Origin of the sequence: Listeria grayi DSM 20601 (genome assembly GCF_000148995.1) — a bacterium.
GTDB classification, from domain to species: Bacteria; Bacillota; Bacilli; order Lactobacillales; family Listeriaceae; genus Listeria; species Listeria grayi.
Map to the genome: position 1 here is coordinate 1,264,241 of NZ_GL538352.1, position 22,299 is coordinate 1,286,539.

Consider the following 22,299-nt stretch of genomic DNA (forward strand, 5'->3'; position numbering starts at 1 on the left):
ACATTTATAATTGAGAATTTACAACTAAGGAGAAGACTTTGTGAATTTTTCGTAACATTTGCTGACCAATTATTGAAAAAGTTTATTCTTCATAATCTTATAGAGCGCTTTCAGATAAAACGCATTACCACTTATTTTTTTCACAAAGTTAAGGGGTTTTAGGGAAAAACTCTAAAAATATCTTGTATTTATCGCCCATTAGAAGTAATATGAATTAACAAATATAATTTTCGGGGGAGGTTTTATCTATGGTAGAGACATACGCAGATTCTCAAAGACAGCTGACCCAAGAAAGTATTTTTACCGCTTTTACTCGTTTATTGGCTACAAAAAAATTTCATGAAATATCTGTTACTGAGATCACTCGTATTGCTGGTGTATCCCGGATGGCCTTTTATCGAAATTATGCTAATAAAGAAGAAATCGTTACAACTTATCTTGACCGTTTGTTCCAGATATTTTTTGAAAAAATAAGCAAAGATAACGTAATCGATCATTATTCGATTTTTTACGCGTACTTTGAATATATAAAAGCTAATATGGAACAGATCACATTGTTCTTGACGACAGAATTATCCGACCTTGTTCATGAAAAGTTTCAAACCTTCGTAAATAAAACCCAGCAGCTGTTATTCACCCATTATCCAGAGGATGAATTTTGTCCATTTGTAAGGGAATATTCGGCAGCCGGATTGTTCTCCTTAACTAAAAAATGGATCACTGACGGTTGTACAGGGAATATTGAAAAACTTGCCTTATTCCTCTCTCAACAATCACTCAACTAATACAAAAAAGCCTGCAAACATATTGTTTGCAGGCTTTTTTTTTAGCGTTATTTTAACTTTGTAGCAGCATACAGCTTTCCACTGGAAACTTGTTTATAAACCTTGCCCTTCTGCTGCGGTAAAAAAATGGAATCTCCTTCATTGATCAGTATGTATGCCTTTTTGTTTTGGGGATCTTGTTTTAAAAATAATCGAACCTTTTGTTTTTTCGATAAGAGCATACTCTCTTCCAGCTCTACTTTTTTTGTTCCTAATTGCTTGATTGAGATTTTGCGACTAGTTAGCTTATTCGCTCCCCGCCGAATCTTCTCTATTTGGAAAGTATGCTTCGTCTTTGGAATGCTGCCTTTTACTGTCTGCGAGCTAGTAACATAGCCGTCCACTATGATCGGGCTTGCTTTCTGTAGTGATTTTAAATTTGGATATTCTTTTATCCAAGTCGCATGCATTCGTTCTGAAAAAGGATGCACGCCTTTTTTCGGCGCTTTGGCATATCTTTTTTTCATAGCTTTTTTGTCTACATTCGGTACTTTAGTAGGGAGCGCTTTGGTCGGATTTGGAAACATGACAGACTTTTTGTTTTTAGTATTATGGGCTAGCCCCATCGCATGTCCATATTCATGGATCGCAGCACCAATATACATTTTTTTATTATAAAACTTGGCGTTTTTAATATGATGATAGCGGTTCAAATATAACTTCGAGGAAACGATATAATTATTATTGGTATTCACAGTGTGAAAAGTTAATCCCAGCCAATTTGATGCTTCTGTTTTAGCATCTATCGTCAACTTACTCTTGTTTGACTGCTTCTTCTTGATTGAAATATCTTTTGTTTTCCGCCATTCCTGCGCACCCTTATTCCATACTTCATTATAAAATTTAATTTTCGTCACACTACGGTAAGTCACATTTTTGCTTCGGTATCTAGTATTGAGCATTGGTGTCTGCGCTTCTGCATGCACCGTCTCAAAAACTGGCAACAGAACAAAAAGAACTACTAATGTTACGCTGATCAATTTTTTCATGCACCTTCCCAGCCCCTCTTTTCTTGTTGAATTTCATTATAAAAGCTTTTCCACTTCTTTTTTGCGGCATTAGCTTACTATCCGAGTTGAAAAAAGACAACTTTGTGTCACGGGACGTCGCGCTCTCTCCCTAAGAAAAGGACTTTTGTCACAATATCGCCATATTTAATACCATTTTCGCCCTCAAAATGTGGTTTTTATTTAGTACAATAACTACAAAGAAATAATTATTACTAGAGAGGCTGGATAATGTGAGAAAAAATATTTTTATCTCGATATTGATTTGTACTATTATATTTATTACCGTAGCACCCCACATCACCTTTGCTCAAACGACGGATCAGCCTGCATCAACAAAGGCAACTGCGGAAGAGTCTATCGATACTTGGATGCCGGATAAGGTCCTTCAAAAAGCAGTTGCAGCAAAACTTGGCATTACAGATGTCAACACTCTCACTAAAGCAGATATGAAAAGAGTTACCGCTTTAGCATTTGCAGAAAGCGATCAGAACCTTTCTTCTTTAGAAGGCTTACAATACGCAGACAATTTATACTACCTCTATATTCCAAAAAGCAATATTTCTGATATTAGTGCTTTAACAAATTTAACAAAAATGAGTATATTGTACCTCATGAACTCTAAAATCCATGACCTTACTCCCTTAGAGAAATTGACTAATATGACCAATCTACACCTTGACGCCAACCCGATCGCTGATTACAGCCCCATACTTTCCTTGACGAAACTAACCGAATTCGGCTCGCGGCACAGTAATTTAAAAGATGTTTCCTTTTTGAAAAATGCTACAGAATTACGCACGATCTATTTATGGGGAAATGATATTTCCGATGTATCTTTCTTGGAAAACATGAATCAGCTCCAATCATTAGAACTTTCCTATAATAAACTTGAAAACGGCGCTTTAAACACAATTGCTACCCGCACCACTCTACAAACATTGAGTTTAAGCGGCAATCAGCTAAGCGTTGTGACACCTTTAGAAAGCCTACACAATTTAACAAACTTAACCATCTATGGAAACCACATCGCAGACATTTCCCCGATCCAGTCACTTCCGTTGACTACTTTAAACGGCGGTAACCAAACGATCTCGCTTGATAAAATCGCTGTGAAGGGTACAGAATATCTGCAAAAAAGCCCCATCCGCGGGCTAACAAATAACCCAAGCCAGATCGCACCTTATCCTGAAAACGAAAGTACCGGAACCATGGAAGAAAATGCGATCAACTGGACAGATCTTTCTGACGAAGGGACTTTCCTTTCCTATTGGAATGAAACCTACGACGATCCGAACAAAACATTCTCCGGGCAGCTGGTTTTACCTTATGAACGTGCAACCGGAGAAGATGTTACCGTCCGTTACCTGGATAAAGACGGCGAACCAATTGCTGACAGCGTGACGCTTAACGGGAAAATTGGCGATCCTTATACCTCTGAAGCGAAATCGATCGACGGCTGGGAGCTTACGGAAACCCCGGACAATGCAAAGGGCACTTTCTCTGATTCAGCGCAAACAGTTAGCTATATTTATGAGAAAACCGACGCTCAACCGGTCACCGTTCGCTATCTCGATAAAGACGGGAATGGGCTAGCGAAAGATACTATTCTAACTGGCAAGATCGGTGAAGAATATACATCTGAACCTAAATCGATCGACGGTTGGGAACTTGCGGAAACCCCGGACAATGCAAAAGGTAATTTTTCCGACTCGGCACAAACTGTTACCTATGTTTATGAAAAAACAACTGCACAGCCAGTCACCGTTCGCTATCTCGATAAAGACGGGAATGAGCTAGCGAAAGATACTATTCTAACTGGCAAGATCGGCGAAGAATATACATCTGAGCCTAAATCGATCAACGGTTGGGAACTTACGGAAACCCCGGACAATGCAAAAGGTACTTTCTCTGATTCAGCACAAGTCGTCCACTATGTCTACAAAAAAACTACGTCTGGTCCTGACGATCCCAAAAAGGATACAGTACCTAAAAAACAAAAACCAGCAAACAAAAAGCAAACATCACCAAAAACAAATACTCATACCAGCTGGCATTTGATTATTGATCCAAAATCAGATATTACCAAATCTGTTTCTAAGCTACCAACGACTGGCGACAAATTGCTAGATACAGTTTTATATAGCTTTGGAGGCTTACTTTTGATCATTATCGCCTTCTTACTATTTAAAAAGCGTCGAAAAAATTAATCAAAAATAGAGCTTGCTGACGAAAACAGCAAGCTCTATTTTTGATACAACTGCAATAAAAAGTTCCCGCCCAGCCCTGATAACCCTCCAGCCCAAGCCATTACAGCCGGACTTGCGGCACCGGGAAGCCAGATCGATAATAATCCCAATAATACCCCTACACCAATGCTTAGCAGATTTGACCATCTTTTTCTGATGACTCCCGTTTGGCGGATAGCCTTTACTACTAATGGGGTTATAATAGAGAAAAAAGTAAGGTACGTTACTAGTTCTTTACCAAAATCCATAAAATCTTCCCCCTTCCACTATTTATTTTAGCACCAATTCGGTGCTTTGTAAACATATAGGTGCTATTTTTATAAAAAAGTTTCCATTTTGGTGCTTTATATGTTATACTAACCTTAACAATCTATATAAGGAGCAACTATCATGGAACTGAATAAATATATTGGGAATAAAATCAGATTTTTTCGGGAAGAGAATGGTTACAGTCAGGAAAAACTGGCGCAGCTTCTCCGTACCAGCCGTCAAACAGTCAGCCGCTATGAAAATGGCGACCGCAAAGCCAGCCAAGATGTTTTATACGAATTAGCGCAATTATTCGGCAAAAGTATGGACGATTTTTTTCCGCCTCGAGAAATAGATCCGCCAAATAAAAATGGTTTGACGATAGCAGCTCATATCGATGATGACGTGACAGAGGAAGAATTGCGTGACATCCTTGCTTATATAGAGATGAAAAAAAGACTCCATCGCGGGAAGTGAGTTCAATTGTATGAAAAATTTGTAGCGCGGTATGGCAAAGAAATAACGATTCGAGAAGAACGTTTACCGACAAAACTTTCTGGACTCTTTTTGGATAATGTTATTTATATCAACAGTCTGCTAAGCGAACAAGAGAAAACAAGCACGCTGATCGAAGAAGTAATGCACGCCAAATATACTGTCGGCAATATTACCGAGCAGACAGACATCAGCCATCGGAAACAGGAAATGTTTGCTCGCAAGCGCAGCTACGAGTTTCTTATTCCGTTAGATGACATCATCGCCTGTTACTATGCTGGCTTTCATGAGTATTTCGAGGTTGCAGAACATTTGGGCGTTACCGAAGAATTCCTGAAAAAAACGGTCGATCACTATAAAAACAAATTCGGGACAAAGTGTTCGCACCGGGATTACAGCATTACATTTGGCAATACGATACGTGTCCAACAAAATAAAGCATGCAAAAAGTGATTTTTGCATGCTTTATTTTTATAATATATCAATTTTGATAATCTGGCTTCATATCCATCAGAACGCTTTTTACATTTGATTGCGCAGACTGCTCCATTTGTCTATAAATATCGACATCGCGGATAAAAACTGCCTGCATATCTCCTTTGCGATCCACACGTTCTACATATCTGCCATGATCGAATACACGGTAATGACTTCGACCAGCCTCAGCAGTGTCCACCTGCTTCACATTTTTGACGATACCTCCATAGGTATCTTGCTTCCCACATGCTCCTAGAAGCAATGAGAGTACACCAAGCACTACAAGCAGTTTCTTCATTTTCACCTTACCCCTTATTCAGCAACTCGTGATTTCAAATATACTAAATCTTTGATCACGATCTTACGGTTGTTGATTTCAATGATATCAGCTTCCCTTAGTTCACGCATCATTCGATTAACACTATTTCGCGAACTGATTCCGCAAAAGCCGGCAATATCTTCATTAGTAATCGGAAAATCGATCAAGATCTTTTCATTGGATGCTACTCCGAATAGCTCTGCAAGTTCGCACAAAACTGCGCATAATGCTCCTTTTTTACCGTTCATGAGCATGGTTTGCAGTTTATACATATAAGCTTGCTGATTTTCACGGTAGTAATTTTTCACATAGGATTGTAGTTTTAAGTTGCGATTGACATCGCGCCAAAATTCCACTCGGTTCACGCGGTAGAGAAACGCCTCTTCTGATTCGACCCGGATGTTGAACGGAGCCGGAGTACGATTAGAAGTTTCGTCATTTATAATAGAAATGATTTCCCCAGGTCTTACATAAGCAAGATTGAATTCCCTGCCGTCTTTTAAAATCACACTCGTTTTGATGACGCCGCCCTTGAGCACATAGACATAACTATCCAACAAACCTCTATATGTCAGATATTCATGATACTCTTTTCTAACTACTTCCCATTTTTGACTTTCAAGGTATTCTTGAAAATAACGGTTCTGCATTTTGATCCAATCCTTTACTAAAAAATGTTTAGCCGTTTTTCATTAAAATCACGAGCTAAGTATAGCAATTAAATGATAACATAACTACCCTAAATAATATTACCAAATGGTAGCAAAATCGCATAAATTGTGAAAAACCAATCAATATAAAGCAGTAATAGCAACATTCACTTTGTGATATAAATAACAAGAGCCGTCACTTTCCTGTCATTTTAGCGTTAACAATTGATAACTTGATATCTCCTGATAATCAAAAAAACCGCAAGCTGTGATCTTCAGATCAGCACTTGCGGTTTTTTGATTTTATTTTATTTTATCAAAATGCGTAGCCATTGTTACAGCTTCTATTGCATCACTACTTGTAATCGTATAAACGCTTTTTCCTTCTTGCCAGCTGACTGTATTAGCATCTACGCGATTATTTTTCTCGGAATCCAATTTCATATCTCCGACTTCATGTGGGATCACGAGCGTTTCTTTTTCGAGTTTTGCTACTACTTCTTTCGCTAACGGCTCATAGTCACTTTTTCCGTCATTGATCGCATGGACCACGAAAGACCATCTGCCTTCATTCCAATTCAAGTATTTGTTCCCAGCGCCGGCATCTGGATATCCTTTGATGCCATGGCCTAAATCAACTGGCTTGCTACCAGTCGTTTGCGGGTCCGTATGTCCGACAGCTTGTTTCGCTTCATTATTCGTCGCATAAGTTTTTTTCGCTACTGTAGCAACTTCCGAAGCTGATTTGCCATCTTTCAGCTTGGCATTATTGATCGGGATCGGTTTATCACTTTCAAAAAATCGAACCTTATAATTACCTTGATCACCGCTTGTTAATGCGGTTAGATGTTTACTATCAGAAGAAAGCGGGATCGTTGTTGGCAAATAAATATTCTTCGCTGCGATTTGTGTTTTCGTTGCAGCGATGACTTCTTTCGGTGTCAGTGTTTTAGACTTGTTGGTACTGGTGTCACTTTTGGTGCTGCCTGTGTTGTTGCTGTTCATCTTATCTGTTTGATCGTTCGATTTCTTTTGGCTATCTGTCGCTTCTTTCTTTTCCGTCATCTGCTTTTTATCTTTGGAAGTATCGCTAGTAGAACTGCTTCCGCTTGAATTTCCTCCGCCGCAACCGGCAGCGACTAGCAAGAGCGCACCGAGTGTTAGGAAAATTGTCAACCATTTCTTCATATCTATCACCTCGATATTCGATACCCTTTAGAAATTTCACAAAACGTCGTTAGTAATTCGGATTCTCATCTGCTGCAAATTTGATATTCGCTGATTCTTTCGCACGCGTAACTACATCCATGACATTTAGACTATGTGCCAGTCGGTCAAGCATCTCTGCTTCATTTTGTTCGGAAAGAATGCGTTCAAAAGCAACAAACTCATCATACATGCGGTGTTCATGATCTTTTACATCCACATGCACTTCTTCGCCTTTATTCGGCAAAAACTCGAACGAATCAACGACGCTTACCGTACCGTTGACATGGATCGTACCTGCATCGCCTTGGATATTCGCAGAAATAGGTGCTTTACTGTCTTTCGATCCAATACATACCGCTTTAAAGGACTCATAATCAAGGATCAAAATCCCAGAAGTATCGATTCCTTGAGCGATGTTAGCATAATATTGCACGGTTTTCGGTTTTCCAAACAGCCCAACGACGAAGTGGATGTTGTAGATATTAAGATCCATCAATGCGCCGCCTGACATTTCGCGGTTGAAAGCAGGCAGGATATTACCCGCTTTGAATGCATCGTAACGGGAGGAATATTGCGAGTAGTTTGCTTCAATGATCTTGATGTTCCCTAGCTCAGAAACTTTATCTTTGATCGCTAAAAAGTTCTTCATGTATTGATTGGTGATGGCTTCTAAAAGAAACGCTTGTTTCTCCCTTGCTAAATCAATTAATATTTCTAACTCTTGAACATTAGAAGTAAAAGGTTTCTCACAAATTACATTTTTTCCAGCTTCCAACGCTTGCTTTACATAACTAAAATGTAAATGATTGGGCAACGCTACATACACCGTATCAATAGATCCATCTGCTAAAAACACTTCATAATCAGTATGGATCTTTGCAATGTTGTACCGTGTTTTCAAGTCTTCCAATTTCTCTAAACTCTTGGCTCTTCCATAAATTGCCGCCAGCTCGATTTTTGGGATAGAAGTAAAGACTGGAAGTAAATCATGGACGATCATTCCTGATCCAACGATTCCTAATTTCATGGCTATTTACACCCTTTCACGCCGTCTTCGAGAATGCGCATTTGTAATAATGTTTCTTCATCTTTCACTTGTTTTTCTTTTCCATTCACAATCGCCTCATATAGTCCATCATACACGCGACCATAGTCACCTTTTTCAGAAACAACTTTTTCCTCATGATAGACTCCGTTATCATCGACGTAAGTCAATACGCCGTAATGTTCCGGCAGATCAATTCCAAAATCAGCATTGTCGGGCATATAGAATAGTTTCAAATGTTCCTCTTGACGATCTTTCGTTTCTTTTACAAACGAACCTTTTTTACCATACACAACAAAACTTGGTCTTGCTTTCAAGCGGAAATAACTCGACTTGACAGACACTTTTAATTTGTCATAATAAAAATCTAAATCAAAGTAATCATTCATACGTCCTTCTCCAAGTAATTGTCGAACATCGTAATGAATATCGTCCGGTTTGCCAAAATAGCTCAATACTTGATCGATCGTATGACAGCCATGACCGTATAAATAACTATTGTAGAACTTGAATTCATGGGTAGATTCCGGTACTTCTGGGCGGAAGTAGTCGTAGTGCATCTCCACTTCTAGTAAATCGCCAAGTTTCCCGCTTTCGATCACCTTTTGGACGGTGAGAAAATCGGAATCAAAGCGGCGATTTTGGTAACATTGCACTAGCAGATCATGTGCTTTCGCATAAGCAAAAATCTCTTCTGCTTCCGTATATGTCATCATAAATGGCTTTTCTACCAACACGTGTTTGCCGTGTTCCAAAACTTTCTTCGCATACTCATAGTGTGACTGTTGCGTGGTCGAAACAACAATCAGTTGAATTTCCGGATCAATCAGCATTTCTTCCAAATCCGTTGTATAATGGATATGTTCATGCTTATCCCACGCATCGTGATCTGGGTTGCGACGGTAGATCGTTTTTACCTTGATTGTGTCGCGTTCTAAAACGAAAGGCAAATGATAGCGATTCGTACTCTTTCCATTTCCAATATAACCGATAGTTAACATAAAAGTTCCCCCAATTTCATACTATTTATATATACATTATAAGTTTGTTTGCTCAAAAACGCTATTTTCCCCTTCTATCTATAGTTATTTAGGAAATTTAGTCCTGAATCACAGGCTTAAATAATATTTTTCTGCACAAAAAGTTCAATATTCACTCGAGAGGAGCCCTTTTGATGCTGTTGCAAAAAATCAAAACAATGACTAATTTTACCAATACTGAAAAAGTGATCGCTGACTACATTCTTGCAAACACAGCTAATATGGAGCAACTGACCATTCAAGAATTAGCTCGAAAAACCTATACGTCACATGCTTCGATTATTCGTTTCACCAGAAAACTAGGCTTAGATGGATTTAAGTCCTTTAAAATCGAATTATTGAAAACGAATCAGCAAGAAAATCACGTTCTCTCAGAGATCAATCCAAATATCCCTTTTGAGCATGACGATTCTATTCTTAAAATCAGTCGTGAAATGATGGAACTCACTCAGCAAACCATCACCGAGAGCTACCATTTGCTAGACGAGCAAAAGCTTTTTCAAGCTACGCGACAATTGTACGATGCCAAACGTATTTTTTTGTTTGCCCTAGGAGATTCTCAGATTCGCGCAGAAAGTTTTCAAAACAAGCTTTGGAAAATCAACCAATATGCCATCTTGGCTACAGACCGTTCAGAATGGGCCGTCCACACAGCAAATATCACAAGCGAAGATTGTGCTCTGTTTATTAGTTACGATGCTAAGTCGCCGCATGACATCACAGCTGCAGAATGGTTAAAATCTCGTGGCGTGCCGATTATTTTGCTTACTTCTCATATCACAAGCAAACTTAGTAAAATTGCGGATATTTGTATTGCCGTGCCGAACTTAGAAGATAAATCAGAACTAAAGATCGCCACCTTCGCTTCACAAATAGCCTTCGATTATATTCTGAATGTTATTTTCTCGACGCTCTATCAAATCGATTACGAGAAAAACAAGGACTATCAAACCCTAAATCAGCAATTTTTAAGTGATAATAATGCTTGATTTATTTCCCGAGAAATAATAGCTTGAAAGGAGAAGCTGATGCTCCCTAAGAAAAAGATCTTTTCGTGGTTCATAAGTATTGTGTCTCTTGGTATGTTGCTACTTATCCTGCTTCAATTACTAGCAATTATCGATCTATCCATAAGAAGCGGTGAACTGTTGGCTGCCTGCTTTTTGCTGCTTGTGTTCCTATTCCTCACTGTATCTTTGCGGCCACAAAAAAAAGAGCCCTCTGTCTATTATCGACCCAAGCCGCTCGTATATACTAAAGCACTTGAGATCATCGAAATAAACAGCTGGCTATATACGTTTTATAAAACATCAGACAGCATTTATATCATGCAGCTCTATTTCAGCGAGCATACAGAATATGTACAAGTAGATACGTACCGTTGTTATTATTTCCATGCTTCGGAAATTCGCGAAAAGCTGAACACTCGTTCATTAACAGCATTAGCACTTGCCATCCAAGCCGAACCAAATACATACAAATGGAAAGAACTAGCCATTACTTTACAAATACATGGCCGACAAGTTGACTATTTTATGCAGACCTGTCTATTCGCAGATGACGCTGAACATTTGTATACTAATCTACCAGATAAATAGCTTTTATTCCCGCATTTTACGGCGGGTTTCTTTTTCAATGGTCGAAACGATCCAATTGCCAATAATGATTCCTCCGAAAAAAATAACACCACAATAAAAGATGCCTAGTAAAATATCCCAGTTCCTTTCAACATTCGGAAATAGACTATATGAAATTGCTCCAAAAATGTGGAATAACACCCAAATAAAGATAATACTTAATAAATAACGAAAAATCCGAACCACTTTACCCATCCCTTTTTAGTTTTATATTTTGAAGCTCTTTCTATAGCTTAGCTGCTGTAGCCAAACGTCTTGTTTCTTTCCGATAAGTCGTTGGAGAAACTTTTTTCTTAGCGGAAAATTGCTTAATAAAATAGGTTTCATACCCAAAGCCAGTCGAAGCCGCAATCTCATTTACAGTTAACCCTGTATGTGTCAAAAGATCTGCAGCAACTTTCAATCGGTAATTCAACAAATAGGCCATAGCAGTGCAGCCAAAACGCTCGCGAAATTTTTGATTTAAAGTCACACGGTTTGAATTCGTTAACTCTGTAAGCTCCACTAACGTTATTTTTTTTCGATAATTTGTATGGATATAGCTCAATAGCTGGTCTAAGTAGACTTGTTCTTCCCTGTTACTCGTTTCCTCTAACAGATATAAAAATTGAATGAGATATTTTTTGATACGACAGACCCATAAAGAGTCGCTTTTCGCAAAAACTTCCGTGCCCATTACAAAGAAATACTCTAATAACTGCGTGTAGACCGCGTTTGATGCATGATAAACACCTGAATGGCGGGAATCTCGTTTAAAAAGGATCGATCCTGTCTTGATTTCAGGAGCCATAGAAAATGTCTCATTTTTTTGTGAAAGCTGTATGGTTTTTAAAAAGGAAGGCTCAAACCGAAAGGAGGCCGCTGCCAATTCGGCGGAAGAAATAAAAGTAAAACTGTCTTGATTGGTTAGGCAAAGTATATCTCCCTTTCGCAATTTCATGGAAACTTGGTTTAATGATATCTCCAGCTTCCCATTTGTTATAAAAAGAATCCTGTATTCCTCTTCCTCCCACACAAATTGGCAACTTTCTGCAGCAGTAAAATCAATGGGCACATTTCTTTTTTTATAAGGATCGAACTGCATGTTTCCACCTCTTAACAAAAAGTATAATAAAAAACATCATTTTGTTTATTGTATCATAACCGCTTTGCTTTAGAATGGATTTATATACCATTACCGAGGAGTGATAGAAGTGAACCTGGAAGTTTTCAAAATCAGTATCACCGATGATGTGCTAGCGGATCTGCGGCATAGACTTGAGCTTGTTCGCTGGCCTAGCCAGTTAGAAGCGATTGGCTGGGAGCAAGGTACAGAACGACATTTCCTGCAAAAACTGACCGATTATTGGTTGAACGACTACGATTGGCGAAAGCAAGAAGCACTATTGAATCAGTTCCAGCAATATAAGACAACGATCGACGGTCTATCCATTCATTTTGTGTATGAAAAAGGGCAGACTTCCCGGCGCATCCCACTCATTTTGACTCATGGCTGGCCCGATAGTTATCTGCGCTATCAAAAAGTGATTCCACTTTTGACGAATCCCCGACGTTATGGAATCGATTCTGATCTATCTTTCGACATCATCGTCCCCTCCATGCCGGGATTCGGTTTTTCGGAAGTTCCCAAGCAAGCAGGATTTAATAACGCCAGCGTAGCGGATCTTTGGGTAAAATTAATGACAGAAACATTGGGTTATGAAAAATTTGTTGCTAGTGGTGGAGATATGGGTTCGGGGGTCACACGTTACCTTGCTGCAAAATATTCGGAACAGCTTTTAGGCATTCATTTGACAGATGTAGGACTGATCCAAGCACTTATTCAAAAGAGCGGGAGTCAGATAGAAAACAAATCTGAGCAAACTTATGTCGAGACCGTTTCAAAGTGGTTGCGCGATGAGGCGGGATATATGGCGATCCAATCGACCAAACCACAAACGCTGGCTTATGGTTTAAGCGATTCGCCAGTTGGTCTTGCAGGATGGCTGCTAGAAAAATATCGTAGCTGGAGTGATTGTGATGGCGACTTGAGAAAACGTTTTTCTAACGATGAGTTTCTCACCCATGTAATGATTTATTGGGTCACGAATACGATTGCGTCTTCTATCCGGATGTATGACGCCAATAGCCATACACTTCCCAAGCTTGGAACTATAACCATTCCTACATCTATTTCTCTATTTTCCGCTGATATCAATCTACCTCCCAAAGCATGGGTCGAGCGAGCTTTCAATGTGCAGCAATGGTCGGTAAATCCCAAGGGCGGTCATTTTACCGCATTTGAGGAGCCAGAATGGTTTTCTAAAGAACTTTTCCGATTTGCCAAAACTTTATAAAGCGCCGTTATTAAAAAGACAAAGCCACGTTTTCATTAAGTGTGATATAGTAATATTATTACTGACAGGAAAGGACTTTGACTATGGCGATCCCATTTTTGATCTTATTATTGCTGTTTGCTATCAGCTACATTTTTCTAGTGAAAAATCAGAAAGGAAATATTAATGAGACTTATAAAAAAGTCCTACTGATCATCAATATTTTTTGTGTTCTTTTATTCCTATTTTATATCTTTACAGCTGCTTAAAGGTTATTTGTGGCTACATGCATGCTCTTACTAAATAAAAACGACATAAAGGAGTCGATCAAATGAATATTCGATTACAACCAGTTTCTCCTCCGAAAACAGATGCTTTACTAACTCCCATTAACCTAACAAACGAAACGCTTTTGCACCGCAAGCAAAACCTAATGACTGCTATGCGGGAGCAGCATGTTGATTCCGTAATAATCTACGCTGACCGCGAACACGGCGACAACTTTGAATACTTTACTGGATTCGTCCCGCGTTTCGAGGAAGCGCTCTTGATTGTTCATCAAAGCGGCAAAGCTTATGTACTTCTTGGTAATGAAAATATGAAAATGGCAGCTTACTCGCGAATCGACGTAGAAGCCATCCATGTTCCTTTCTTCTCGTTGCCAAACCAGCCTATGAAAGACGATACACGCTTAGAAGATTACTTCCAAGCCGCCGATATTTCAACAGGAAAAAAAGTTGGGGTAATTGGTTGGAAGCTGTTCACTTCCACATCCTACCAAAACCAATATTTATTTGATCTTCCTTATTATTTGATCGATACACTAAAACACTTGGAGATCGAACTGTTCAATTTCAGCGCGGTACTGATCTCCCCTGAGAAAGGCATTCGGACAGTCAACGATGCTAACGAAATCGCTCACTTTGAATATGGTGCTGCACTCGCTGGCAGAAGTCTGCTCGATGCGCTTGATCATATCGATCTAGGAAAAACAGAAATAGAAATAGCTGGTCTCTTGGCTAGCGGCGGGCAACCACAGACGGTAACTACAATCTGCGCTACTGGCGATCGTTTTACTGATGCCGTTGTTTATCCGCGCAACAAAGCCATTCAGCTGGGTGATAAAATGTCACTTACCATCGGCTTCAAAGGCGGACTATCGAGTCGATCTGCCTATGCTGTTTCTACCGCTTCCGAATTACCGGTAAAGGAACAAGACTATGTAGCTAAAGTGGTTACGCCTTATTTCCGCGCCCTTGCTACTTGGCTGCAAACGATCCAAATAGGCATCAGTGGCGACTTTCTCTATCAAAACATCCAAACCGTTCTTCCTCAAGAAGACTTCCACTGGGAGCTGAATCCCGGACATTTTACAGCAACCGAAGAATGGCTAGCGTCTCCGTTTTATCCAGGTTCCACATGCACTGTAAAAAGTGGCCAAATTTTCCAAATCGATATTATTCCAAGTGTAGCTGGTTTTGCAGGTGTTAGTGCAGAAGAAGGCATAGCGATCGCCGATAAAGATCTACGGATAGAGATCCAGAAAGATTATCCACTTGTGTGGGAGCGCATAATGCGGCGACGCAACTATTTAAAAAAGGAACTTGGTATCGAATTATCCGAAGAGATCCTTCCGATGAGTGATACACTTGCTTACTATCGCCCTTATTTATTAGATAAAACGGCGGCTATGGTTTTCAAGTAGTGCATTTTGACGCCTAATAAAAAAACGAGCTGACCGGTTACTTCATCAGCTCGTTTTTTTGATTTTCATTTTAGCGTTTATCCACTGTTATCCTAATACCAGCGGTTTATCGATAATCCGCATAGCAAGACATTTTTCAAAACACTTACTAAGATACCATCTGTTCGTTCACATAATCTGCATACAGCTCGTGACTTTGCAGTAATTCTGCATGCGTGCCCTTACCAGTTACGGTTCCTTTTTCAATGAAATAGATTTGATCCGCATCGACAATTGTAGAAAGGCGGTGAGCGATCACTAATGTTGTCCGGCCTACCATCAAGTGTTCCAGTGCCCGTTGCACTTTTTCTTCTGATTGTGAATCCAGACTCGCTGTGGCTTCATCCAGCATCAGAATCTTTGGATCTCTTAAAAAGGCGCGCGCGATCGCAAGGCGTTGCTTTTGCCCACCTGACAGTTTCACACCGCGTTCCCCGATTTCCGTGTCTAATTGATCTGAAAATTCGCGGACAAATTGATCTGCGTAGGCAAGCGATAATCCTTCCCATAACTCATCGTCGGATAAAATTCGTTCGAGGCCATATTGTAGATTATCACGGATACTTCCTGCAAAAACAGCACTATCTTGGGAGACATAGCCGATCTGCGAGCGCCAGCTAGTCAAATCGACATCCTGGATATCTTGATCTCCGACTTTGATTGTTCCATCTACTGGTGGATAAAACCGCTCTAATAAGGAAAAGATCGTTGATTTACCGCCACCACTCGGTCCAGCAAAAGCAATTACCGTATTCGGCTTGGCCTCAAAAGAAACATTTTTCAAAATAGGACGTTCTGGTGTATAGCTGAAAGAGAGATTTTCTGCTTTGATCGTATTTCCGACAACATCGATATTTTTGCCGGATTTGGCAGGTTCCAATTCAGTATCTAAGATTTCTTGGATTCTTTCTGTAGAACCCATTGCTTTTTGTACTTGCGAGAAGAATGTCGCAAAACTCATAGCAGGCGCAAGGATGTTAAACAGATACAGCAAGAAAGCAACTAGCGCACCACTTGTCAGCGTTCCTGCTTGAACCCGAACAGCACCATAACCCAGCACTCCGACGAATAATCCCAACATCGTTGTCATCATGATCGGCTGCAAAACTGCTTCGACTTTAGCATCCTTGATCCCTAGTGTAAAAATCTTATGAATGATCTTCCCCCCCGTCGTCCGCTCAAACTCCTCACCATTACTAGCTTTGATCAAGCGAACTTCCGACAATTTTTCGCTGACATCAGCATTAAAATCGGCAATTGCGGATTGAAGCTGTCTACCGATCCGGGACATGATCTTTCCGATCGGTACGATGATAAGCGCAATCAAAGGAATCGCGCCAAACATGATGGCAGCCATTTTCCAGTCCATCCAGAATAAAATGATCATCGAACCAACTAATTGGATCGCACCAGTTACAAAGTTAGGAAATTGCGATGTTACCAGTTCCTTGATAACGCTCGTATCATTGACCAAGCGGGAACTGCTTTCACCGGATTTATGATTGTCAAAGTAACCAACAGGCAATTTCAGTAAATGCTTCCATAGCTTTTCGCGTAGTGTCTTGACCGCACTCTCTCCCACATAGCGCAGCAGATAGCCACCGATCGTACCAAAACCGAGCTGGATAACAAATGCCAAAATCAATACTGCCAGCATTTTACCGTCGATTTTGGATAAGCCGCTCGTATCGACCAATCCTTTTGTCAATTGCGGTACGATCAAACTTGCTCCGCTTGTCACTAAACTCAAAAGCATTCCGAACACAAATAGTGATTTTTTAGGATTCACGCTATTGATCAATTGAATAAAGTTTTTAAATTTAAATTTTTTTGTTGCTGCTGGTCTTTCTTCCAACAACACCGCTTCTCTTTCCATAATGCTTTCCTCCTCTTCCAACAGCACGTCAGAAGTTTCCTATAATCGTGTTTATATTTGGCGTTCTAATCATTTTCGGGTTTGTTTCCTCTACGCCAAAAGCCATGTGGAAACTCTCTACCGAAACCTCGAGGACGACCGCCACCATCCCGGTGAAAATCTCGCATCGCATGCGCCATTTCTTCTTGCATTTCTCTTATTTTATCTGGATCCATATCATCTTGATGATCGCTCAAATAGTTCATAAATGATTCTCGCATCGACTGGATCTTCTCAATATCTTCCGGCGACATTTTTTGCAAATTATCAGCGAAACGATTATGGAATGGCCGCTCCATTTTTCTCATCTTTTTAAGAACTTCCGGATCCATATTTTCAAAGCCTTCAAAAAAAGAATCTCGGAATTCTTGGATTTTTTGGAAACGATCCATTGGGTCTGTAAAGCGCTTTGCACTCTCTTTAAAATCTGCGTCCCATCCTTCTGCGACCTTTTCTAAGCTTGTGTGAAACGCTTGTTGTTCCGCTTCCGTCAGCCCTGCAAAAAAGGCTTCGCTGTGATTAGCTTCTTTTAAAGAGGCATTTTTTTCTGCTTTCTCACGACCTTGATCCGTCAGATGGATTCTTTTGATCCGTTTATCTGTCTCATCTTCTAACCGGACGATATCCCCTGCAGCTTCCATTTTTTTCACTAATTCTGCGATAGAACTAGGGCGTAGATCTAACAATTCTGCTAAAAAACTTTGCTTCATCCCGTCTTCCATCTTTAAAATTGCCAGCACACGTTGCTGTCCCGTAAGTCTTTGTTTATTCTGCTTCATAAAAGCATTACCTGCATCACTGATAAACCGCAATTGTTTCATTAGTTCATCTGTAAAACTACTCATATCAGAACCCTCATTTCTAATTTTCAACTATTACTTCGGTACCGAACTTTATTGCATGAGTTATTATAGTTCGGTACCGAAGTATTTGTCAACAGTTTTGATAAATTTTTTTATAAAAAAAAACGCCCCTATGGTAGCAGGCGCTTTTTCACGGCACAATTAGTTAGATTTAACATACTGTGTACGCTGTCTGTGATCCTTATCCGGCAACAATCGTACATTCGGATAATGACCTTGCAAAACCTCACGGCGAAAACGTTTACCCGCCATGACACGGTCTCCGATATAGATTTTTTCCCATGCTTCCTCGCCGTAAAGTTCTGGTAGCGAGAAGGTGCTTTTATCAGGAGTGTGTCTAACTCCTTGTCAATGATTTGAAAAAAATCGCGAAGTACTTCTTTCATCCTCATAGGCCTCCTTCTGCTTATTAACGAAACAACTGCTTAAACCGATTACTGTTGTTCACGATCTTCAAAACGACCATTGTGATCAGACCCGCAACGATTGCTTCCGGAACGCCGTTGATAGCAATAATAGAAATAATCGCTCCATATACTTCCTTGATCGGAATGTTTTGCACCTCCGCATACGCATTCCCAAAGAAGAAATAGATTCCCGCCATAACCAGCACCGTATTGATCAAAGATCCAGCGATCCCCGCCAGCAAATAAGAAACGCTAGGTTTACGGGACTTGAACAACCGAGCAAAAAAGCGGTAAAAATAAAACGGCAAGATTCCGACTAACAGCCGTGGAAGAAAACAGATCAGCAAAGCCAATAAGCTACCGTGTGTCAGACCCGGGATCGGTATAAATGGCGAAAACACAAATGATAGAAGCGCCGGCGAGATCGTGTTGCTGATCAAACTGGTGGCACCAAAAACAACACCCAAGATCGCTCCTCTTTTTGGTCCCAATAAGATAGAACCAATGATAACAGGGATATGGATGATCGTTGCTTTAATGATGCCCAAAGGAATAAATCCCAAAGGTGTGAATGCTAATAATAATATAATACCGGTAAATACTGCTAGTAGGGTGATATTTTTACTTTTAGACATATGAGAATGTCCTTTCTTAATTTTTTATACAGTTCTGATGATTATTATTATAACTTCATTTTCGGGAAAAATATATATTAAATCAACTACGATTCGGCTAATTCATTTATCCAAAAAAAATCACCCTCTCCTAAGAAGATGATTTTTTATAATTATGATTCCGATATCAGAAAAACTTGCTTATCAAGATCTCGCGCTTTGATCGGCCAGCTGCGTTTTTTATTTTTCACTTTTGCTGATACCTTTAAATGTTTGCCAAACTGGAATTTCACTTTGACCTTGTAACGGAATTTCCCCGATTTGGTTTTGATTTTTTTAACAACTTTTCCTTTATAATATACTTTCACATAAGCATTCTTAGGCGCCGTTCCCTTCCCATAGGCATATACATAGCCACGATCGTCCGTTTCCGTCCGCCATTCTCTCTTCATCACAGGCTTTTTGGTAACATACTGACTACGTTTCACTACTAGCTCTTTCCCCCAATAGAGGTTTTGTTCCGGCTTTTTCTGCAAAATAATCGCTTTACTTGCTTTGATTTTAAATGCAAACGTCACTGATCGAACTCCAACTGAGCCATTTGATTGGTAGCGGGATTTTTTGCTTCCCTTCAATTTAGCCCTAAAATCCGTCCACGATTCTCCTTTGACCGTAACATACACCTTTTTTGTTTTATAGTTATACGTTACTTTTTCCAACACAGGAGCAGCCGCGATCTCTTTCGACGGCTCTAAAACTTTCATCGCATAAGCAGGCGAAGGAATTATCGCAAATACTAACATTGCAGTCATTAAGCTATAGATGATTTTTTTAATATGTACCACCCTTTCTATTGATGTTTGTACAAATGATAACTTTTTTCTCATCTTGGATTCAGAGTAACTTTATTAACAAATCCCTTGGGACTTATCACATCTTTTTTATGTCGCAGCCCTTTTCTAGCTGTAACACATCCATAATAGCATGAAAGCAAATTGCATAACAAATACATCTTAAAAAGCTCGATAACGGTCTTAAAAGACGATGAAATGATATTGACACCCTCATTATGAGAGAGAATTTCCCCTTATTTAAGAAAAGGCGTTTCAGTTTGAGGTTCTTTTATCATTATATTCATTGATGCTATGAAAAACACATAAAATCTTCATATTTTTAGTAAGAAAAGAAGTATAAGTAAGATTATTAATAACATTCGCAGAGAAATATTCAACACGCAAGAATGATTATACATTTCCCCGCATAATAAAAAGACCGAAAGTCCCATTTCCAAGCGTTTTAAACGCCAATGGTACTTCGGCCCCGCAAATAAGTGACAACTTATTTATCAATAACTAATCTTCTTGTATAAACCGCTTGCCCCGAGTGCATCACCGCATCATCAATCGTTGAAACTAACCGAACCTGACGCGTAACAGGAGGATCCCAATTTTCATCGATCACCTCATGGAGTGCTTCGTCATCAATATTTTCTAAATAGGTTTTCGCTAACTCCACACTCTCCGCTAAATAATCACTCAGCAAACTTTTATCCGTCACTACTACTTTCGCCGCCTCTTCCGGCGTATGACGCCAATCTTGCGTATCATCCGGCAGATCCAAATCAAATTTCTCCCGCCAGCCCGCCTTCGTCCATAACGGCTCACTATTGTTAAGACCAGAAATCTGCTGATCGATCATTTTGGCAGTGTGCCAGAAAAGCCAGGTAACAGACTTGATGAGCGGCTTCGGCATCGTATTTGCCTCCTCCACATTCATCTGATCAAGCGTATCCACGAAACGCTCCTGAGCTCGATCTAAAGTATCGATAGACAATTGTGTAGCTTTCATCTTATCTCCTCCATTTTGTCCGCAATAAAAACAGACAGCTTTTGTCCTACGTACTTAGTTTTCCCCAAAAACTGGATTTCACACCGTTTAAGAGGCATTATTATTGATCTAACGCTACGATGATCCATCTAGAGATCCTCCAAAAATCTTGTTGCCAATTCATAAGCTTCCATTTGATTGTGGCTTGACTGTTAAAAGATGGAAAAAACCCCGCCGAAGCGAGGTTTTTGTATACTGTGAGCCTATAGAATTGTTTCAACTTCTATATCATTATTTGCAACCAGCTCTATCCATGGTTTACCATCTATTTTGCTCTCCATAACTAATTTATAATAATTTTTTTCAGGTCCTATTTCCCAGTCATCATCTTTGCAAAAATAAAATCCTTCTTTAGCATGAAAGTAATCAATGTCTAATTCTACTTTTCCGTTTTTCCCGTAATATCTTCGTTATTTTACTTTACCATTGACAATTAAATCTTTTGAAGAATATTTTTTACCTGTCTTTGGCAAATTATTACTATCGCCTTTTTTACCCTTATTCGGTTTTGGAGCTGGCTTTGCATTCCCTCCTCCCGATGCAGGAGCTCGTCCTACTCCGCCACCCGGTGAAGATGCACTACCATCTGTTTGATTTGCTGCTAGTTTAGCACAAACGCTTACAGCATTCGCCAAGTCTTTTGCAAGTTACGTTTTGCTGATCCATTTATGTCAGATAACCGTTGAGATAGTTGGAAGCCCCACTTCTCGCGATAAATTTGATGATTTATTTTAAAGTAGGATTTTCAAAAGAGACCGCCAGCCCCGTCTTCCAAGCGTCCTAGGACGCCGACAGTGTTTCGGTCTCGTGGATTTGGCACCCAATGGGTTGTGGGGGCGACCCGCTGATTAAGAGTTTTGATATAGGATGATAAGCTGTGATAAATAATAGGTAATAATGGCTGTATAATGCATCTTATATGGATGTGTTGATAAACAAGGAATGTTGAAAATAAATAAAAGATGTTAAGTTCTGCCCATGGGAAAACCCCATCCTTGTAGCAAGGACGGAGTTTAATTATTTAGTATAATAATGTTTAGGTTTCTTTCCTTTTTCCAATTGACCCACATCTACAAAAATATTGTCTTTCCATTCCTTTGCACCTGAATCATAGAGATATTGATAGGTATAATTTTTATCGTCACTATAATCGACAAATTTATAAAACCCACCTAATTTCCAATTTTTATAGAGCTTGGATTCCTTTATCTTTGCATTATTCTTATTCTCTTTTTTGACAAATTCACTTATTGCTTGATCAGCTTTGTTTGCTGGTATTTTGTACATAAACAGATAACCAGCACCCACGACTAATATTATTGCTAGTATTATAATATACCATTTTTTCATATT

Annotated in this window: 24 protein-coding genes and 1 pseudogene; 8 read left to right on the forward strand and 17 right to left on the reverse strand. The window is 39.6% G+C overall.

What is annotated here, in order from left to right:
• Positions 1 to 248 precede the first annotated feature (248 nt).
• Positions 249 to 785 (forward strand): TetR/AcrR family transcriptional regulator, encoded by a 537-nt coding sequence (locus HMPREF0556_RS06335; protein WP_003756661.1) that lies wholly within the window; start codon positions 249 to 251, stop codon positions 783 to 785.
• Positions 786 to 832: 47 nt separating this feature from the next.
• Here the strand turns inward: HMPREF0556_RS06335 and HMPREF0556_RS06340 are convergent, their stop codons facing one another.
• Positions 833 to 1,813: a matrixin family metalloprotease gene (locus HMPREF0556_RS06340; RefSeq protein ID WP_003756663.1), complete on the reverse strand. Its 981-nt coding sequence runs from the start codon at positions 1,811 to 1,813 to the stop codon at positions 833 to 835.
• A gap of 251 nt (positions 1,814 to 2,064) precedes the next feature.
• On the opposite strand from HMPREF0556_RS06340, the gene HMPREF0556_RS06345 reads away from it, so the two are divergent.
• Complete coding sequence (locus HMPREF0556_RS06345) at positions 2,065 to 4,041, forward strand: MucBP domain-containing protein (RefSeq protein ID WP_003756665.1); 1,977 nt, start codon at positions 2,065 to 2,067, stop codon at positions 4,039 to 4,041.
• 35 nt (positions 4,042 to 4,076) lie between these two features.
• Here HMPREF0556_RS06345 and HMPREF0556_RS06350 read toward each other — a convergent pair whose 3' ends face one another.
• Positions 4,077 to 4,328: a holin gene (locus tag HMPREF0556_RS06350; RefSeq protein ID WP_003756668.1), complete on the reverse strand. Its 252-nt coding sequence runs from the start codon at positions 4,326 to 4,328 to the stop codon at positions 4,077 to 4,079.
• Positions 4,329 to 4,470: 142 nt separating this feature from the next.
• Here HMPREF0556_RS06350 and HMPREF0556_RS06355 point away from each other — a divergent pair, with 142 nt between their 5' ends.
• Positions 4,471 to 4,806, forward strand: a complete 336-nt coding sequence (locus tag HMPREF0556_RS06355; RefSeq protein ID WP_003756670.1) for a helix-turn-helix transcriptional regulator — start codon at positions 4,471 to 4,473, stop codon at positions 4,804 to 4,806.
• A 6-nt stretch (positions 4,807 to 4,812) separates the two neighbouring features.
• A complete protein-coding gene (locus HMPREF0556_RS06360) occupies positions 4,813 to 5,277 on the forward strand; it encodes an ImmA/IrrE family metallo-endopeptidase (RefSeq protein ID WP_003756672.1) in 465 nt (154 codons plus the stop codon).
• A 28-nt stretch (positions 5,278 to 5,305) separates the two neighbouring features.
• Here the strand turns inward: HMPREF0556_RS06360 and HMPREF0556_RS06365 are convergent, their stop codons facing one another.
• The 5 genes from HMPREF0556_RS06365 to HMPREF0556_RS06385 all read right to left on the reverse strand — a co-directional run bounded on the left by HMPREF0556_RS06365 (position 5,306) and on the right by HMPREF0556_RS06385 (position 9,525).
• Positions 5,306 to 5,599, reverse strand: coding sequence for a hypothetical protein (locus HMPREF0556_RS06365; protein WP_003756674.1), 294 nt, complete (start codon positions 5,597 to 5,599; stop codon positions 5,306 to 5,308).
• Positions 5,600 to 5,613: 14 nt separating this feature from the next.
• Positions 5,614 to 6,270 carry a Crp/Fnr family transcriptional regulator gene (locus HMPREF0556_RS06370; protein ID WP_003756675.1) on the reverse strand — a complete coding sequence of 219 codons (657 nt, stop codon included), beginning with the start codon at positions 6,268 to 6,270 and terminating at the stop codon, positions 5,614 to 5,616.
• Positions 6,271 to 6,573: 303 nt separating this feature from the next.
• Complete coding sequence (locus HMPREF0556_RS06375; protein ID WP_003756677.1) at positions 6,574 to 7,458, reverse strand: hypothetical protein; 885 nt, start codon at positions 7,456 to 7,458, stop codon at positions 6,574 to 6,576.
• Positions 7,459 to 7,507: 49 nt separating this feature from the next.
• Positions 7,508 to 8,506 (reverse strand): Gfo/Idh/MocA family protein, encoded by a 999-nt coding sequence (locus HMPREF0556_RS06380; RefSeq protein WP_003756679.1) that lies wholly within the window; start codon positions 8,504 to 8,506, stop codon positions 7,508 to 7,510.
• Between the two features lie 2 nt (positions 8,507 to 8,508).
• Positions 8,509 to 9,525 (reverse strand): oxidoreductase, encoded by a 1,017-nt coding sequence (locus HMPREF0556_RS06385; protein WP_003756681.1) that lies wholly within the window; start codon positions 9,523 to 9,525, stop codon positions 8,509 to 8,511.
• Between the two features lie 173 nt (positions 9,526 to 9,698).
• Here HMPREF0556_RS06385 and HMPREF0556_RS06390 point away from each other — a divergent pair, with 173 nt between their 5' ends.
• Both HMPREF0556_RS06390 and HMPREF0556_RS06395 read left to right on the forward strand, forming a co-directional pair.
• Complete coding sequence (locus HMPREF0556_RS06390; protein ID WP_003756683.1) at positions 9,699 to 10,553, forward strand: MurR/RpiR family transcriptional regulator; 855 nt, start codon at positions 9,699 to 9,701, stop codon at positions 10,551 to 10,553.
• Between the two features lie 93 nt (positions 10,554 to 10,646).
• Positions 10,647 to 11,162 carry a hypothetical protein gene (locus HMPREF0556_RS06395; RefSeq protein WP_139028056.1) on the forward strand — a complete coding sequence of 172 codons (516 nt, stop codon included), beginning with the start codon at positions 10,647 to 10,649 and terminating at the stop codon, positions 11,160 to 11,162.
• A gap of 3 nt (positions 11,163 to 11,165) precedes the next feature.
• Here HMPREF0556_RS06395 and HMPREF0556_RS06400 read toward each other — a convergent pair whose 3' ends face one another.
• Together HMPREF0556_RS06400 and HMPREF0556_RS06405 are read right to left on the reverse strand one after the other, a co-directional pair.
• The gene (locus HMPREF0556_RS06400) at positions 11,166 to 11,387 is read right to left on the reverse strand and encodes a hypothetical protein (RefSeq protein WP_139028058.1); all 222 of its coding nucleotides are present in this window, start codon (positions 11,385 to 11,387) and stop codon (positions 11,166 to 11,168) included.
• A 40-nt stretch (positions 11,388 to 11,427) separates the two neighbouring features.
• A complete protein-coding gene (locus HMPREF0556_RS06405) occupies positions 11,428 to 11,991 on the reverse strand; it encodes a helix-turn-helix domain-containing protein (protein ID WP_169308995.1) in 564 nt (187 codons plus the stop codon).
• Between the two features lie 403 nt (positions 11,992 to 12,394).
• Here HMPREF0556_RS06405 and HMPREF0556_RS06410 point away from each other — a divergent pair, with 403 nt between their 5' ends.
• Both HMPREF0556_RS06410 and HMPREF0556_RS06415 read left to right on the forward strand, forming a co-directional pair.
• A complete protein-coding gene (locus HMPREF0556_RS06410; protein WP_040486530.1) occupies positions 12,395 to 13,537 on the forward strand; it encodes an epoxide hydrolase family protein in 1,143 nt (380 codons plus the stop codon).
• Between the two features lie 310 nt (positions 13,538 to 13,847).
• Entirely contained in the window at positions 13,848 to 15,221 is a 1,374-nt protein-coding gene (locus HMPREF0556_RS06415; RefSeq protein WP_003756691.1) for a M24 family metallopeptidase, read from the forward strand.
• A gap of 148 nt (positions 15,222 to 15,369) precedes the next feature.
• On the opposite strand, the gene HMPREF0556_RS06420 is transcribed toward HMPREF0556_RS06415, so the two are convergent.
• From HMPREF0556_RS06420 to HMPREF0556_RS06455, 8 genes and pseudogenes are all read right to left on the reverse strand, one after another.
• Positions 15,370 to 17,136: an ABC transporter ATP-binding protein gene (locus tag HMPREF0556_RS06420; protein WP_050776995.1), complete on the reverse strand. Its 1,767-nt coding sequence runs from the start codon at positions 17,134 to 17,136 to the stop codon at positions 15,370 to 15,372.
• A 65-nt stretch (positions 17,137 to 17,201) separates the two neighbouring features.
• Positions 17,202 to 18,020, reverse strand: coding sequence for a MarR family winged helix-turn-helix transcriptional regulator (locus HMPREF0556_RS13015; protein WP_003756696.1), 819 nt, complete (start codon positions 18,018 to 18,020; stop codon positions 17,202 to 17,204).
• Between the two features lie 159 nt (positions 18,021 to 18,179).
• Positions 18,180 to 18,359, reverse strand: a pseudogene (locus HMPREF0556_RS13780) (single-stranded DNA-binding protein); the annotation flags it as partial.
• Between the two features lie 88 nt (positions 18,360 to 18,447).
• On the reverse strand, positions 18,448 to 19,080 hold the full coding sequence (locus tag HMPREF0556_RS06435) for an ECF transporter S component (RefSeq protein WP_003756698.1): 633 nt from the start codon (positions 19,078 to 19,080) through the stop codon (positions 18,448 to 18,450).
• Positions 19,081 to 19,232: 152 nt separating this feature from the next.
• On the reverse strand, positions 19,233 to 19,904 hold the full coding sequence (locus tag HMPREF0556_RS06440) for a hypothetical protein (RefSeq protein ID WP_139028061.1): 672 nt from the start codon (positions 19,902 to 19,904) through the stop codon (positions 19,233 to 19,235).
• Between the two features lie 493 nt (positions 19,905 to 20,397).
• Complete coding sequence (locus HMPREF0556_RS06445; protein WP_003756702.1) at positions 20,398 to 20,907, reverse strand: DinB family protein; 510 nt, start codon at positions 20,905 to 20,907, stop codon at positions 20,398 to 20,400.
• Between the two features lie 449 nt (positions 20,908 to 21,356).
• Positions 21,357 to 21,581 carry a hypothetical protein gene (locus tag HMPREF0556_RS06450; RefSeq protein ID WP_003756704.1) on the reverse strand — a complete coding sequence of 75 codons (225 nt, stop codon included), beginning with the start codon at positions 21,579 to 21,581 and terminating at the stop codon, positions 21,357 to 21,359.
• Between the two features lie 382 nt (positions 21,582 to 21,963).
• Positions 21,964 to 22,296 (reverse strand): DUF3139 domain-containing protein, encoded by a 333-nt coding sequence (locus tag HMPREF0556_RS06455; RefSeq protein ID WP_003756705.1) that lies wholly within the window; start codon positions 22,294 to 22,296, stop codon positions 21,964 to 21,966.
• Positions 22,297 to 22,299 lie beyond the last annotated feature (3 nt).

Coding starts and splice junctions, on each gene's coding strand:
- HMPREF0556_RS06335 (WP_003756661.1), top strand. CDS start 249: ATGGTAGAGACATACGCAGATTCTCAAAGACAGCTGACCCAAGAAAGT.
- HMPREF0556_RS06340 (WP_003756663.1), bottom strand. CDS start 1,813: ATGAAAAAATTGATCAGCGTAACATTAGTAGTTCTTTTTGTTCTGTTG.
- HMPREF0556_RS06350 (WP_003756668.1), bottom strand. CDS start 4,328: ATGGATTTTGGTAAAGAACTAGTAACGTACCTTACTTTTTTCTCTATT.
- HMPREF0556_RS06355 (WP_003756670.1), top strand. CDS start 4,471: ATGGAACTGAATAAATATATTGGGAATAAAATCAGATTTTTTCGGGAA.
- HMPREF0556_RS06365 (WP_003756674.1), bottom strand. CDS start 5,599: ATGAAGAAACTGCTTGTAGTGCTTGGTGTACTCTCATTGCTTCTAGGA.
- HMPREF0556_RS06370 (WP_003756675.1), bottom strand. CDS start 6,270: ATGCAGAACCGTTATTTTCAAGAATACCTTGAAAGTCAAAAATGGGAA.
- HMPREF0556_RS06375 (WP_003756677.1), bottom strand. CDS start 7,458: ATGAAGAAATGGTTGACAATTTTCCTAACACTCGGTGCGCTCTTGCTA.
- HMPREF0556_RS06380 (WP_003756679.1), bottom strand. CDS start 8,506: ATGAAATTAGGAATCGTTGGATCAGGAATGATCGTCCATGATTTACTT.
- HMPREF0556_RS06385 (WP_003756681.1), bottom strand. CDS start 9,525: ATGTTAACTATCGGTTATATTGGAAATGGAAAGAGTACGAATCGCTAT.
- HMPREF0556_RS06390 (WP_003756683.1), top strand. CDS start 9,699: ATGCTGTTGCAAAAAATCAAAACAATGACTAATTTTACCAATACTGAA.
- HMPREF0556_RS06395 (WP_139028056.1), top strand. CDS start 10,647: ATGTTGCTACTTATCCTGCTTCAATTACTAGCAATTATCGATCTATCC.
- HMPREF0556_RS06405 (WP_169308995.1), bottom strand. CDS start 11,991: ATGGCTCCTGAAATCAAGACAGGATCGATCCTTTTTAAACGAGATTCC.
- HMPREF0556_RS06415 (WP_003756691.1), top strand. CDS start 13,848: ATGAATATTCGATTACAACCAGTTTCTCCTCCGAAAACAGATGCTTTA.
- HMPREF0556_RS06420 (WP_050776995.1), bottom strand. CDS start 17,136: ATGGAAAGAGAAGCGGTGTTGTTGGAAGAAAGACCAGCAGCAACAAAA.
- HMPREF0556_RS13015 (WP_003756696.1), bottom strand. CDS start 18,020: ATGAGTAGTTTTACAGATGAACTAATGAAACAATTGCGGTTTATCAGT.
- HMPREF0556_RS06435 (WP_003756698.1), bottom strand. CDS start 19,080: ATGTCTAAAAGTAAAAATATCACCCTACTAGCAGTATTTACCGGTATT.
- HMPREF0556_RS06445 (WP_003756702.1), bottom strand. CDS start 20,907: ATGAAAGCTACACAATTGTCTATCGATACTTTAGATCGAGCTCAGGAG.
- HMPREF0556_RS06455 (WP_003756705.1), bottom strand. CDS start 22,296: ATGAAAAAATGGTATATTATAATACTAGCAATAATATTAGTCGTGGGT.